At 58.6% G+C, this 13,930-nt stretch carries 9 protein-coding genes; 4 read left to right on the forward strand and 5 right to left on the reverse strand.

All coding sequences use genetic code 11. The features are described 5' to 3' along the window. Window positions 1-15: 15 nt before the first annotated feature. Window positions 16-1,404, forward strand: coding sequence for an MFS transporter (locus LKE90_RS10560; RefSeq protein ID WP_291494535.1), 1,389 nt, complete (start codon window positions 16-18; stop codon window positions 1,402-1,404). Window positions 1,405-1,442: 38 nt separating this feature from the next. Further along, window positions 1,443-2,936: a CoA-acylating methylmalonate-semialdehyde dehydrogenase gene (locus LKE90_RS10565; protein ID WP_291494534.1), complete on the forward strand. Its 1,494-nt coding sequence runs from the start codon at window positions 1,443-1,445 to the stop codon at window positions 2,934-2,936. Window positions 2,937-3,031: 95 nt separating this feature from the next. On the opposite strand, the gene LKE90_RS10570 is transcribed toward LKE90_RS10565, so the two are convergent. Beyond that, on the reverse strand, window positions 3,032-4,186 hold the full coding sequence (locus LKE90_RS10570; RefSeq protein ID WP_291494533.1) for a glycosyltransferase family 4 protein: 1,155 nt from the start codon (window positions 4,184-4,186) through the stop codon (window positions 3,032-3,034). Next, entirely contained in the window at window positions 4,183-5,442 is a 1,260-nt protein-coding gene (locus tag LKE90_RS10575) for a glycosyltransferase family 4 protein (RefSeq protein ID WP_291501459.1), read from the reverse strand. Before LKE90_RS10575 ends, LKE90_RS10570 begins: the two co-directional genes overlap by 4 nt. A gap of 147 nt (window positions 5,443-5,589) precedes the next feature. On the opposite strand from LKE90_RS10575, the gene argE reads away from it, so the two are divergent. Together argE and LKE90_RS10585 are read left to right on the forward strand one after the other, a co-directional pair. After that, the gene (argE, locus tag LKE90_RS10580; RefSeq protein WP_291494531.1) at window positions 5,590-6,831 is read left to right on the forward strand and encodes an acetylornithine deacetylase; all 1,242 of its coding nucleotides are present in this window, start codon (window positions 5,590-5,592) and stop codon (window positions 6,829-6,831) included. 19 nt (window positions 6,832-6,850) lie between these two features. Next, window positions 6,851-7,867, forward strand: a complete 1,017-nt coding sequence (locus LKE90_RS10585; RefSeq protein WP_291494530.1) for a succinylglutamate desuccinylase/aspartoacylase domain-containing protein — start codon at window positions 6,851-6,853, stop codon at window positions 7,865-7,867. Window positions 7,868-7,980: 113 nt separating this feature from the next. On the opposite strand, the gene LKE90_RS10590 is transcribed toward LKE90_RS10585, so the two are convergent. From LKE90_RS10590 to LKE90_RS10600, 3 genes are read right to left on the reverse strand one after another with little or no spacing between them, the layout of a single operon-like run. Continuing rightward, window positions 7,981-9,573, reverse strand: a complete 1,593-nt coding sequence (locus tag LKE90_RS10590) for an efflux transporter outer membrane subunit (RefSeq protein ID WP_291494529.1) — start codon at window positions 9,571-9,573, stop codon at window positions 7,981-7,983. Further along, entirely contained in the window at window positions 9,570-10,754 is a 1,185-nt protein-coding gene (locus LKE90_RS10595) for an efflux RND transporter periplasmic adaptor subunit (RefSeq protein WP_291494528.1), read from the reverse strand. The genes LKE90_RS10590 and LKE90_RS10595 overlap by 4 nt, the downstream gene beginning before the upstream one ends. Next, window positions 10,754-13,927 (reverse strand): efflux RND transporter permease subunit, encoded by a 3,174-nt coding sequence (locus LKE90_RS10600; RefSeq protein WP_291494527.1) that lies wholly within the window; start codon window positions 13,925-13,927, stop codon window positions 10,754-10,756. Before LKE90_RS10600 ends, LKE90_RS10595 begins: the two co-directional genes overlap by 1 nt. Window positions 13,928-13,930 lie beyond the last annotated feature (3 nt).

Consider the following 13,930-nt stretch of genomic DNA (forward strand, 5'->3'; position numbering starts at 1 on the left):
AGGGAGGACCGCACCATGAGCAGCGTTACAGTCTCCTCCAGAAGTCCTTCGATGCATGGCCTGGTTTTTGCTTCCAGCGTCGGCACCATCATCGAATGGTATGATTTCTTTCTCTATGGCTGCCTCGCGATTTTCTTCGCGCAGATGTTCTATCCACCCGGAAACGGCATGGCTTCCACGCTGATCAGTGTGGCGACATTCGCGACCGGTTTCGCGGTCCGCCCTCTCGGCAGTCTGGTCTTCGGTCACTTCGGAGACCGCTTCGGCCGCAAGATCACCTTTCTCACCACCCTGCTGATCATGGGCTGTTCAACAGCCGCCATCGGTGCGCTGCCTGATTTCAAAACCGCTGGCTATGTCGCGCCGGTTCTGCTCATCACGCTGCGGATCATTCAGGGTCTGGCTCTGGGCGGTGAATATGGCGGGGCCGCGACCTATGTCGCCGAACACGCTCCCGCCACGGAGCGCGGCAAATGGGCGAGCTATATTCAGGCCATGGCGTCCGGCGGCTTCGTTCTGGCGCTGGGCATCGTTCTCGGGCTGCGTCTGGGACTGGGCGAGGAGAGCTTCACAGCGTGGGGCTGGCGTCTGCCATTCCTGTTTTCCATCGTGCTGGTAGGCGTGTCTTTCCGCATCCGTCTGCGACTGCACGAATCTCCGGTGTTTCTGGAGATGAAGGAAAATCGCCAGATTTCTTCTTCTCCCATCCGGGACGCCTTCACCATTCCCGGCAATGCGCGCCGTATCCTGACTTTTCTGTTCGGCGTCGCCTGCGCTCAGGCCGTGACATTCTACACAGCACAGTTCTACGCCCTGTATTTTCTTGAAAGCGTCCTGAAGGTCGCCTTTCTTCCTGCGACACTCGCCGTGGCGGCCGGTGCGCTGTGCGGTCTGCCGTTCTTCGTCATCTTCGGTCGCCTGTCTGACAGGATCGGGCGCAAGCCGCTCGCCCTGACCGGTATGGCCGCTGCGGCCATCCTCTATCTGCCACTGTTCATGGTTCTGAAATCCTGTGTCCATGACAGTGGAATCGATGCCGCTCCCATCGCCGCCATCGTGTTCGCTCTCGTGGTCATCGCCGCGCTGATTTACGGACCTTACGGCGCGTTCATCGTCGAAACCTTCCCGGCAGCGGTACGCTACACCTCGATTTCCATTCCCTACCATATCGGAAACGGCATTTTCGGCGGCTTCCTTCCGCTCATCAGCCTCAGCCTCGTCTCACGCACCGGGAATGTCTTCGCCGGACTGCTCTATCCCGCCGCGATCTGCATCATCGGTTTCCTCGTCACGCTGTTTTTCGTGCCTGAAACGCTGCCCTCCGCCGCAGCGGACGGAAAGCGCAGAGGCATTTCCCTGTCCCACGAACCCCTGACCACCGCCAGCGGCCACTCCGCCGAATAACTCTTTTTTCCCACTTTTTACTGACAAGGACAAAACAAATGAAAATCATTCCTCACTTCATTGGTGGCCAGAAAACCGAAGGCGCAGGCCAGCGTCGTTCGGATGTCTTCAACCCCGCGACCGGCGCGGTGCAGGCTCAGGTCACGCTCGGCGATACGGCGGATCTGGAAGCGGCAGTCTCCGCCGCGCGGGCTGTCTTTCCGAAATGGGCAGACACACCTGCCCTGACCCGTTCCCGCATCCTGTTCCGGGTCCGCGATCTGGTGGAAAAACGTGCCGATGAACTCGCCGCTGTGATTTCTGCCGAACATGGCAAGACAATTCCGGACGCAAAGGGTGAAGTGACACGCGGCATGGAGGTCATCGAGTTCGCCACAGCCGCGCCGGAAATCCTCAAGGGCGAATATACCGAGCAGGTGAGCCGGGGCATTGACGCCTGGACGGTCCGCCAGCCGCTCGGCATTGCAGCAGGCATCACGCCGTTCAATTTCCCCGTCATGGTTCCACTCTGGATGGCCCCGATGGCGATTGCGACCGGCAACTGTTTCATCATCAAGCCTTCGGAGCGCGATCCTTCAGCGTCCGTGATGCTGGCTGAGATTTTCAAGGAAGCCGGCCTGCCTGATGGCGTGTTGCAGGTGGTGCATGGCGACAAGGATATGGTCAACGCCATCCTTGAACATCCCGAAATCAAGGCCGTCAGCTTTGTCGGTTCCACGCCGATCGCAAAGCTCGTCTATGCAACGGGCACGGCGCACGGCAAACGCGTGCAGGCTCTGGGCGGGGCAAAAAACCACGCCATCGTCATGCCGGACTGCGATCTGGACAAGACCGTGGACGCGCTCACGGGCGCAGCGTGGGGATCGGCTGGCGAGCGCTGCATGGCGATCTCGGTCGCCGTCGCTGTCGGTCCCGTGGCGGACGCTCTCGTGAACAAGCTGGCCGAACGGGCCAGCACACTGAAGATCGGTCCGGGCGAGGATGGCAGCAACGATATGGGACCGCTGATCACGGCGCAGCATCGCGAGCGCGTGTGCAGGCTGGTGGATTCCGGCGTCGAACAGGGAGCGACACTGGTCGTGGACGGACGTGAGCATGTGATTCCCGGCCATGAAGCTGGCTTCTTCACCGGAGCCTCGCTTTTCGACAATGTCACATGCGATATGAAGATTTATCAGGAAGAAATCTTCGGTCCCGTTCTGTGCGTCATGCGCGCCCCTGATTTTGAAACGGCCCTCAGACTGGTGAATGAAAGTCCGTTCGGCAACGGCACCGCCATCTTCACGCGCGATGGCGACACCGCCCGCAATTTTACCCATCGCGTTCAGGCGGGAATGGTCGGAGTCAATGTGCCGATTCCTGTGCCGATGGCGTTCCATTCCTTCGGTGGCTGGAAAGACTCGCTGTTCGGCGATCACCACATGCACGGACCGGAAGGAGTGCGCTTCTTCACGCGCCTGAAAGCCGTCACCAGCCGCTGGCCGGAAGGTATCCGTAACGGCACGGAATTCTCCATGCCTACACTGGGATAATAGCACGCGCCGTTCTGGCGTACCCCGAAAAGACAGTTCCGTTGTCATGTCGGCCTGATTACCCGGCGTGACAACGGGCGGACAGAAGCAGCGCCTTACGAAGACGGCACCACAACGATTTCCTCCTGCGATGTCTCCTGATTATGCCTTAAATGTTCCACATCCGACAGCATGGTGGCCGCCATAGTCTCCCACAGGATATCGGTCTGTCCTGTCCGTCCTTCCGATACCGTAGGCCCCGCCAGAATCAGCGCCTCCAACGCGTCTGTCAGAGCCCTCACATCGACATCGCAGAGGGTCACGCCCGGCAGTCCGGCAAACTGCTCTTCCAGCCCCCCGACACGTGTGGCCAACACCTGCTTTCCCGCAGCAACGGCCACGGCCCCGACACCACTCTGGCTTGCTTCCCGGTAAGGCAGCACCATCACATCGGCCCAGCCGATGACGCTGGCAATCTCCTCTTCCTCTACCCAGCGGTTTTCTACCGACACACGGGGAAGCGCCGCCAGCTTCCGCAACACGTCCGAGTCCGGGCCACTGCCGACGATACGACATTCATAGTCGGAGACAGGCGACAAACCTTTCAGGGTTTCCAGAAGCAGATCCAGACCCTTGTAAGCCAGAAGTCGTCCGAACATGAGCAGCCGCATAGGGCCCGGCGGTCGTATAACGGGCGGAATGGCCCTCCCCTGCATGGCCGGATAGTCGAACGGAGGCAGGCTGGCCACCACGATCTCACGCTCCTGCATTCCCGCCTGTTCACGCAACTGGCTGGCGACATGATGCGTCAGGGCGACAACACCCTGCGCCTGCCGGATCAGAATGTTCTGCAAGGTGTGCTGGAAGGGAAAGCCATCACCGGGATGCGGCAGTGCGTCGTGGACGATGACCACCAGCGGCACTCCGGCACAGCGTAAGGCAGACGCCATCAGCAGATCGACCGGCCCGGCCATCGCGCAGATCGCCAGATCCGGTCGCCAGAGTCGCAGCACCTTCAACAATCGCGGGATGACGACGGGGGCGCCAAGCAGGCGAAGCAGCAGGCCGCTCAGATTCCCATAGGTCTCGACCTGCCACACTGTCATCGCATGACGGGGAAAACCGGGGGCGGTCAGGATTTCGGCACGGCGGGATAGACACAGCAACACCTCACGCCCCGGCAGACGGTCGATCGCCTGAGCGAGATTCAGCCCGAATCGCGGGCCACCTCCCCGCCGTCCCCATTGCCAGACAAGAACCCGCTTTATCATGCCGACGCCTGCTCTGATGCCCGCTGCATGTGTGGATGCGCCTGCCCACGACGTGTCAGCGCCCAGTGAGCCGCCAGTAGTTCACTTCCGAAAAACCGTTGGCCTGCAACATGCATGGCCTGTGCTCCAAGCCTTTCACGCAAGGCGGCGTCATCAGCAGCGCGGGACAGTATCGCGCTCGCGGCTTCGATATCGGCCTCAGCCCAGACAGCTCCCGCCGCCTCAAAGACACCACGGGGATCGCGGGCAGGCACCAGACGATACGGGACAGGCAGACCACACCCAGCGTTCAGGAATTCCGACGTCGCCGACCAGTCGGTGGCCACGACAGTACGCCCCAGACGCATGGCTTCCGCAGGAACAAGACCGAACCCTTCGCTGCGATGCAGGGAAAGCACGATATCGACGCACCGGATCAGAGCCTGAGAGTCTTCCGCCGGGAAAACCCTTTCCTCGATACGGATATTCCCGGCTCCGGCAATGGCTGCTCTCAGACGCTCCATATCCTCCGGATAATGTCCGGCATGCGAAACTTTAAGCAGCAGAAACCGGTCCGGACGCTCACCGAACGCCCGGCGAAACGCCTGAATGGCGGCCAGTGGATTCTTGCGTTCAAAGCTTGAGGCCAGACTGAAGGAAACCAGCACGACAACGGCGTTATCCGGCAGACCGAAAGCGCTGCGTTCCAGACGCGAGGGCAGGAGCGGGTCAGCAGCCAGCGCATGAGGCACCACCCTCACCCGACCGGGCATGATCGTTTCAAGAGCGCGGGCGGAAAACAGCGACGGCGTCCAGACTTCATGAACACACCCTGCCGCCATCTTCCAGAGCGGCGGGACGACCGGCAGTTCCCACGCCCAGTAGCCAATGATCCGGCGGTTCCGCAGAAATCCGCGTCCCAGCTTCAACAGCACGGAAGGCAGGGAGGGTGAGTTGACGTGCAGTATCAGCGGCGACCGGGTCGGCCCGTCCGAAGGCGGCGACACTCCTTCAAGCAGGCTGGCCTGAAAGCCGCTGGCCGGGATGCCCAGAGCCCGGCAGGCCCGCAGCATGATGCGTGCGCCTTCGCCCAGACCCGACGCTCTGTTGATCTCTCCTCCAACGAGCAGATGCTCGCCAGCGACAGGGACCGGATAGTGCGCTTTCGGCGCCAGCCACGCGGTCAATCCGGCAGCACCCCGCCTGCGCGGCTCTGCGGGCAGTTTGCGCCACAGGCTGTGCAAAGGATGATACTCTTTGTCAGAGAAGGGATTCAAATCCAGAAAATCCGCATAATCTCAAAATTTATTCAAATCTTTCAAAGACTTGAATAGAACTCTACCCGTGCCGCAAAAACAGCGGCACGTCCAGTCGTTAGTGGCGGTCATCGCTGGATGATCCGGGATTGCAGCCAGAGCCCAGACGTGAATACTCTCTTCCCTATGGATGACGCCCGCGCCCCCTTCCCGGCTCCGCACCCCGGCTCGACCGACAGCGTCGCCATGCTCGGCCATATCGTGTCCTTCAATACGACCAGCACGCTCTCCAATTTCGCGCTCATCAACTGGATTGGTGAATGGCTGGACGCTCACGGCGTCTTCTGGAAACTGAGCTATAATCCCGAGAAGACCAAAGCCAATCTGCACGCCATCATCGGGCCGCGCACGGCAGGTGGCCTCGCCTTTGCCGGACATGTGGACACGGTGCCGGTCGAAGGACAGAACTGGTCATCCGATCCCTTCCAGCTCCATGAAAGCGGCACCCGGCTGATCGCCCGTGGAGCCGCCGACATGAAGGGTTTTGTGGCCTGCATGCTTGCGGCCGTGCCGGATCTGGCCGCCATGGAACTGAAACGCCCCGTGCACATGCTCTTCACCCATGATGAGGAAATCACCTGCGACGGCGCACGGATCGCCATGCGGCAGGCAGAGGCCGATCATCTTCTTCCCTCATGGTGTGTCGTGGGTGAACCGACTCTCATGCTGCCGGTCATCGGCCACAAGGGACGTCTGTCGGTGCGTCTGACCGCCCGTGGCAAGGCTGGTCATTCAGCCTACCCTGCGGATGGTGTGAACGCCCTTCATGCCCTTGGCGAAGCCATGGCGTGGGTCGCTGAGGAGGCGCGTCGCTTTGCGTTTGAAGGAAGACAGGTTGACGGGTTCCATCCGCCTCACTCCACCATCCAGATCGGACTGGCCAGCGGCGGCGTAGCGCTCAATATCATCCCCGAACATGCGGAGGCCGAGATCGAATGGCGCACCGTCCCCGGCGATGACGCGCACGCTCTTCTCGACCGCATGAAGCAGGCGCTGACCAGAACAGACCAGTGGATGAAGGAAGCCTCACCCGAATGCGGACTGAATTTTGAAATCGTCAATGAACTGCCGCCCTTATCCCTTCCGAACAATGATCCGCTGGCCACAGTGGTCAGGCAGTCCGTCGGGACCAATGCGGAGGGCTTCATCTCCTACGGAACGGAAGCGGGCATTTACCAGCAGGCCGGCATGACGAGCATTGTATGCGGCCCCGGCAGCATCGCGCAGGCGCATCGTCCCGATGAATGGATCGAACGCAGCCAGTTGGACGCCTGCGACCGTTTTCTTCGCGACATGACCCGTCGCATATGCGTTGCCGACACAGCGCCTCTTCCCGCCAATACAATGTGACGCCGGACCGCCGCGCATCATGGAGCCCCCCACGTCAGGTCGAGACTTTTCAGTCCGCACCACTCCCGGCAAGCGGTTATCCGAAAAGCTCCCCCCTGCGTCGCACGCTCTTCCTTCTCTTCCCCTTGAACTGCCACAACCCGATCTTTCCCTCTGGCGCGAGGGAAATGTCGGCATTCCCGGCGTCCATCGCCTCACGGCTCCGCTGCCCGGCCCTCACGTCGCCATCACGGCCCTGATGCATGGGAACGAGTACGCGGGGGCCATCGTTCTCGCCGATCTGCTCAGACGGGGATTCGTGCCCCGGCGCGGCACAGTGTCGCTGATCTTTCTCAACATGGACGCTTTCGACCGCTTCTCTCCGCAAAACCCGATCCTGTCCCGTTTTGTCGATGAAGATATGAACCGGCTGTGGGACACAGATCCCGCCAGACCGGTCTCGCACTCCAAAGAGCAGACACGCGTCTGTCAGCTTCTCCCCTATATCGGCACAATCGACAGACTTCTTGATCTCCACTCCATGTTATGGCCCGCCGGCCCGCTCATGCTGGCTGGGCCGTCCGAAAAAGGCATGTCTCTTGCAGCCTCAATCGGCATCCCTCCACTCATCGTCGGGGATGGCGGGCATCGTGCCGGACCAAGACTGATCGACATGCCGCACTTCACCAGTCCGCATTCTGCGGCACAGGCCTGCCTGCTGGAGGCCGGTCAACACTGGACATGGGACTGTCTCGAAACGACCAAGGAAACGGTCCTTCGTTTTCTATCTACTTCGGAGATGACAGAGAGTGTCGAAAAATCCTTAACTCCTCTGATGATTGCCGACACCACGCATCGGGTCACCGCTCACACAGGGCATTTCCATTTCATTCATACCTTTGCAAGCGGCACCATCATCCCCGCACGGGGCACGCTCATCGCTCAGGACGGTCCGGACGAGATCCGTACCCCGTATGATCACTGCCTGCTTGTCATGCCGAACTTTCGGGCTGCACGGCATCATACGGCCGTACGGCTTGCCCGTATCCGACGTTAGAGCAGATCCGGTTTCAATGGACCCGTTCAGGCTGATGAAGATGCCCGACAGACAGCAAGTGAAATTATTCCAGACACGGCCTGAGAAAACTTTCTCAGGCCGTCATCTTTCGATTACCGGATTTTTCCCTGTACAGACCGGCCCGTTACCAGATTTTCGAACTGCTCGGGGGGCTGCGCTGTAATACCGCCTGCCGCTTTGGGATAATGCAGGTCGCCATATTGCAGCACATCAAAGGTCATTGTCTGGTCAGGCGTTGGAAGCAGCGTGTCATTCCAGCCTCCTCCCGTGGAACGGATCAAACCGACAACCGCCTGCTCTGCCCGAACGGCGACCTCCACTTCCGCAATGCGAGCATCAAGAGCGGCTTCCTGCGCCACGATCGCCTCAAGATAATTCGAGAGCCCTCCTTTATAGAGCGTCATCGTCATGTTCTGCATGTCCATGGCCGTACCCACCGCGCCCTTGAGACGCGCATCCTCCTGACGCAGCAACCGCACACGGGACTGCTCATCTTCCACTTCCCTGAACGCGGAGAGAATGGTGGAGCGATAGGAATCCCGTGTCTCACGATAGACAGACCATGAATACTGGAGCGCCGCGCGACGCAGCCCGCCTTCAAAGATCGGCATGGAGGCTGAAGCGCCATAACTCCACATGCTGTTGGCCAGTTTTGCGAGATCAAAACCGTTGGCGTCGAAACCACCATTCGCACGCAGGGAAATATGCGGATAGAAAGCAGCCCGTGCGACACCGATGGAACGGTTGGCCTGCGCCATCACGCGCTCGGCGGCGGCGATGTCCGGACGCCGTTGCAGCAGTTCCGATGGAACGCCCAGAGATACATCCACAGTTCGAAACGAGAAACTATCACGCGGTTCGATATGAAAACTTTCCGGAGCCGTGTTGGTGAGAACCGCAATCGCATGCTCCGTCACCTCGCGCTGCGCCCGCACATCCAGTTCCGCAGCCTGCGCCACATAAAGTCTGTTCTGCGCGCGGGCAAGATCAAGACGGGGCGCAGCCTGATTATCCAACTGCGTGCGTGTCATGTCCACGGCCTTGCCGTAATAGGCGATGGACTGACGATAGATCGCATCCTGCGCGTCATAGCCTCTGAGAGCGATATAATCCGACGCCAGATCAGCCGCGAGGCTCAGTCTTAGGCCTGCAAAATCAGCCGCCTTTTCCTGAGCCGCGAATTTCTGCATCCGGACCTGATTACGGATTTCCGACCAGAAATCAGGTTCCCATGACGCAAGGCCACCATAGAACTCATCTGTCGCGGTTGTGGCCCCTTTGTAGCGGAACAGCGCGTCAGCCGACTGCTTGTTGTCGGAAGCGCCGAACGCCAGTCCGAAATGCGGCAACAGGTCCGCACGGGCTTTCATGACCAGAGAACGGGCCTGCACAAACCGCTCAGCCGCCGCCTGTAAATCCGCATTCTGCTCAACGGCGCGCTGCTCAAGATTATCCAGAACGGGATCACCCAGCAGTGTCCACCAGTTTACCGGAATCTGAAGCTCTGCGGGCGTTGCTTTCGCAAAAGGCGTCTGACCGGTCCAGCTATCCGGCACGACGAAATGCGGAGCCTCGTAATGGGGTGCGAGATCGCATCCGGACAGGGCCGCGACTGATGCCAGAGCACATGTCCCCATCATGATCCGTTTCAGGACAGAAGACGATTTGATCGACGTTTTCTTCATCCTTCGATCTCCTCATCCGCACGCTCGTAGCCTTTGGCGGGAACGACAACACGGACTTCCTGATTATCCAGAAGATCGGCAGGAGGATTGCGAATGATCCGATCGCCCGGTTGAAGTCCGGAAATAACGTCCGTGCGTGTGTCAGCCATCCTCCCAACCGTGATGGACCGGAAATGTGCGTGGTTATCACTGGAGACAACAGCGACCTGCATGCCGGCTTCCTGAAACACCAGTGTCGAGGTTGGTATCTGCCAGATGCCCCCCTCCGCGGGTGATGTCAGATGTACGGAAGCAAAGGTTCCCGGCCAGAGCAGATGATCCGGATTATCAATCGTAAATTCCGTGACGGCGGTACGTGTATTCGGGTCATATCCCTTGGCGATGGTCAGAAAGTGCGCCTCGAATGTCCGGTTCGGAAACTGGGGAACGGATACGGTCGCAGTGAGACCGGGTTTGAGCATGTAGGAAAAGACTTCCGGAACGGACACAAACAGTCGCATCCTGTGCATGTCAGAAACGACGAACATCTGGTTCGCATCACCGCTGGCGGAATGCTCACCGCCACCCGCGCTGACATAATCTCCCACATTGATATCACGCGACGTCACGACACCGTCAAAAGGCGCCACCACTGTCTTGAACTTCTCAAGCGCTGCGAAACGATCCAGATTATGCTGCGACGCCTGCATTTCGGCGTAACCCGATTTTTTGTTTGCATCAGCCACGGAAACGGACTGTCCGGAAACAGCCTGAGACTGCGCCATCGCATGCCAACGGTTGGCGCTGACAACCGTCAGATTGTATTTCGCCGCCTGAGCGTCCAGATCCGCCTTGGCCTGAGCAAACTGGGCATCCAGACTGGGCGCATTGATGTCGGCGAGAACATCTCCCGCCTTCACATCGGAACCAAAATCCTTATACCACATCTTTACATAACCAGATGCCTGCGGATAGATCGGCGCCTGATACCAGGCGTCCACCGTTCCCGGCAGGGTCAGCGCCACGGTCTTTGCCCCCGGTTCCGGCGTGACAACTTCCACATCCGGAATGGCGCTGTGTTCAGTGACCAGCTTCACCTCATAATCAGCGTCCATCCGTTCAACGATGACATAACCCGAAGCCAGAACAAGAACGCCAGCAACCAGAAGCAATCCGGAATATTTACGGATCGAGCGCGCCATCACACGGCCTCCTTACGAGAAGATTTTCGGCTGTAGAAAATTGCATAGACACAGGGAACAAAAAGAAGGGTCGAAATCGTAGCGACAAGCAGACCGCCAATGACCGCCTTACCCAGCGGGGCGTTCTGGGAGTTGCTAATGGACATGGGCACCATGCCGACAATCATCGCACTGGCCGTCATGATGACCGGACGAATGCGTCCGTAACCGGCTTCAAGCGCCGCCTTCAGCGGTTCTCCATGCACGGCCAGTCTCTCCCTTGCATAATCAACCACAAGAATGGAGTTGGCCGTCGCTGTTCCCATGCACATGATGGCTCCGGTCAAGGCAGGCACGGAGAGATGTGTGCGTGTCAGAAACAGGCTCCAGGCGATGCCGGCCAGAGCGCCCGGCAGCGCCGATATGATGATGAACGGGTCAAGCCATGACTGAAAATTGACGACAATGAGCAGGTAGATCAGCACGACGGATACGATCAGTCCCCCTACCAGTTCCTTGTAGGCCGAACTCATGGTTGTGGCCTGCCCTTCGACATCCACGACGGAGCCCTGCGGCACATCCTTTTTGGTCAGTTCCACTTCACGTTTGACGCCATCAAGAACGGAACCCAGATCTGTGCCTTCTGCCGACACATAGATATCGAAGGCCGGCATCGAGTTATAATGCGAGACCTCTCCTGGTGTGCCGATCGCCTTGATCCGGCTCATCGCCCCCAGAAGCTGCATGGATTTCCCCGATGGATCGCCATCGCCCTTATCCACGGGAATGGTCAGAAGATCGTTGTAATGAGTGAGTTGGTCCTGTGACACATATGTATTCAGCGTGAAGGTTACACCCATTTTCGGGTCAAACCAGTACTGCGGGTCAACCTGCGAACTGCCTGACAGCGTCATCAGCTCATTATCGGCAAGATTTCCTTCGTCGATCCCGGTCGCCTGCTCGAATGTACGATCGCCTTCCACGAACAGGGTCGGAGTCCGCATGGTCTGCTGGAGAGAAACATCGGCTGCACCGGAAACCTTTCGGATTCTGTTGGCGAGAACGACAGCGTAGTTGTAGCTTGCACGCAGATCCGGCCCGCCAATCTTGACATCAATCGGTGACGGTGAACCGAAGTTCAGGATTTTCGCCGTCAGATCCGCAGGCTGGAAGGTGAAGACCGTTCCCGGAAAACTCGCCGAGAGGCCACGCCGCAGAATGGCGCGATAATCCCAAACCGGTGATGCTTCGTCTGTCAGGGAAATCGTCAGATCGCAATCCTGCGCACCCAGTGTCGGCGTCGGAATAAACGCCTGATTGTGCGCCCCTTCCGGCAATCCGCAGTTACTCACGACATCTTCCACCTTGCCGGGTAAAAGCTCGCCTATCCTGTCGCTGACGAGTGTCGCAATACGTCCCGCAACCTCGATACGTGTGCCCAGAGGAGTGCGCATGTGCATCTGCAACTGACCGGATTTGATTTCCGGGAAGAAGTCTTTCCCTGACACAGTATACAAACCGCATGACAGAACGGAAACTCCAAGGAAAATACCAACGAAAACCGTTCTGTTCTGGATAAGCCTCCCCAGCACCACGCCATAGGACTCACGAAAACTGGTGAATTTTCTTTCAAACCCCTTCTGAAACCGGGTGAAGGCATTGTTGCCGTGCGGCAGAGCTTCATGCTCTTCCCCATGCGCGCCCGGTTGCACATGCCCGGCGAAAAGATATTTCGCCATGGTGGGAACCAGCGTCCGCGAGAGAATGAAAGAGGCGATCATGGCGAAGATGATGGCTTCCGCCATCGGCATGAAGAGCCATCCAGCTACGCCGTCCAGCTCGAAAAGAGGCAGCCAGACTATGCAGATGCAGGTGGTGGAAACAAATGTCGGAATGACGATCTGGTTGGCGGCGTCAATGATCGCCTCTTCCAGCTCCTTTCCCATTTCAAGATGCGTGTCGATATTTTCGATCATGACCGTTGCGTCATCAACAAGAATACCAACAGCGAGAGCCAGACCACCCAGCGTCATGACGTTGATCGTCTGTCCGACCCAGCCGAGACCGATGATCGAACAGAGAATGGCCAGAGGAATGGAAGTCGCGATAATCACGGTTGAACGCCACGATCCAAGGAACAACAGAACAACCAGTCCGGTCAATGCGGCGGCCGTCACCATTTCCCGCATCACGTCGTGAATGGAATCCTTCACGAAGCCGGACGCATCACTGAGAATGCTGATCTTGACGCTGGACGGCAGCACCGCCTGAAGACGCGGCATCATCTTTTTCACGTCATCGACAACATCCAGCGTAGATGCTTCACCACTTTTCATGACGACCATGATGACGGCCTGCTTGCCCTTGACCAGAACGCTGTTGCTCTGAGGATGGCCACCTCGATAGACCTGACCGACGTCACGGATGTAGACAACCGCGTTTCCGACACGCTTGATCGGAATATCCGCGATATCGTCAAGAGTTCTCGGCGTCGCGTTTGTCTGCACCATCCAGTCTGTCGGGCCGATCTTCTGATCACCCGCTGGTCTGACGACATTCTGGTGGTCCAGAGCGTTCTGCACATCCATCGCCGACAGGTGATGGGCCTGAAGCTGCTGCTGACTCAGCGAAATCATGACAAAACTGTCCATGCCGCCATAAGGCTGCGGCACGACGGCTCCGGGCACCGTGACCAGAAGAGAACGGATACGGATGAAGGCAAGCTTCCATAAATCTGACGGTGTCATCACATCAGATGTCAACTTCAGTGTTACCACCGGCACGGAGGACGCTTCCAGACGCATGATCATCGGGGCCGCAATATGTTGCGGCAACTGCTGGATGACCGTCTGGGAGATGGCGGTGACGTCCGCTTCCGCCGCACCGATATCTGTCCCGGGCTGGAAATAGATTTTCACGATTCCACGACCGTAGTAGGAATCGGCTTCCATATGCTCGATCCCCTCCACCGTGGAGGTCACACCCTGTTCGAAATTGTACATGATGCGCCCGGAAAATTCTTCGGGGAGCATCCCGGAATAGGACCAGACGACTGCGATGGCCGGGATTCTGATATTTGGGAAAACATCTGTCGGGGTCTTCCTGATTGAAAGGAGACCAAACATGACGATCAGAATCGAAAGGACAATGAAGGTATAGGGCCGCCGCAGAGCGGTGACGACGATTGCATTCATCGG

It is taken from the genome of Acetobacter sp., assembly GCF_022483985.1.
Classification (GTDB): domain Bacteria; phylum Pseudomonadota; class Alphaproteobacteria; order Acetobacterales; family Acetobacteraceae; genus Acetobacter.

Excerpts from the sequence above, each read along its gene's own strand:
- LKE90_RS10560 (WP_291494535.1), top strand. The coding sequence starts at position 16 with ATGAGCAGCGTTACAGTCTCCTCCAGAAGTCCTTCGATGCATGGCCTG.
- LKE90_RS10565 (WP_291494534.1), top strand. The coding sequence starts at position 1,443 with ATGAAAATCATTCCTCACTTCATTGGTGGCCAGAAAACCGAAGGCGCA.
- LKE90_RS10570 (WP_291494533.1), bottom strand. The coding sequence starts at position 4,186 with ATGATAAAGCGGGTTCTTGTCTGGCAATGGGGACGGCGGGGAGGTGGC.
- LKE90_RS10585 (WP_291494530.1), top strand. The coding sequence starts at position 6,851 with ATGGAGCCCCCCACGTCAGGTCGAGACTTTTCAGTCCGCACCACTCCC.
- LKE90_RS10590 (WP_291494529.1), bottom strand. The coding sequence starts at position 9,573 with ATGAAGAAAACGTCGATCAAATCGTCTTCTGTCCTGAAACGGATCATG.
- LKE90_RS10595 (WP_291494528.1), bottom strand. The coding sequence starts at position 10,754 with ATGGCGCGCTCGATCCGTAAATATTCCGGATTGCTTCTGGTTGCTGGC.
- LKE90_RS10600 (WP_291494527.1), bottom strand. The coding sequence starts at position 13,927 with ATGAATGCAATCGTCGTCACCGCTCTGCGGCGGCCCTATACCTTCATT.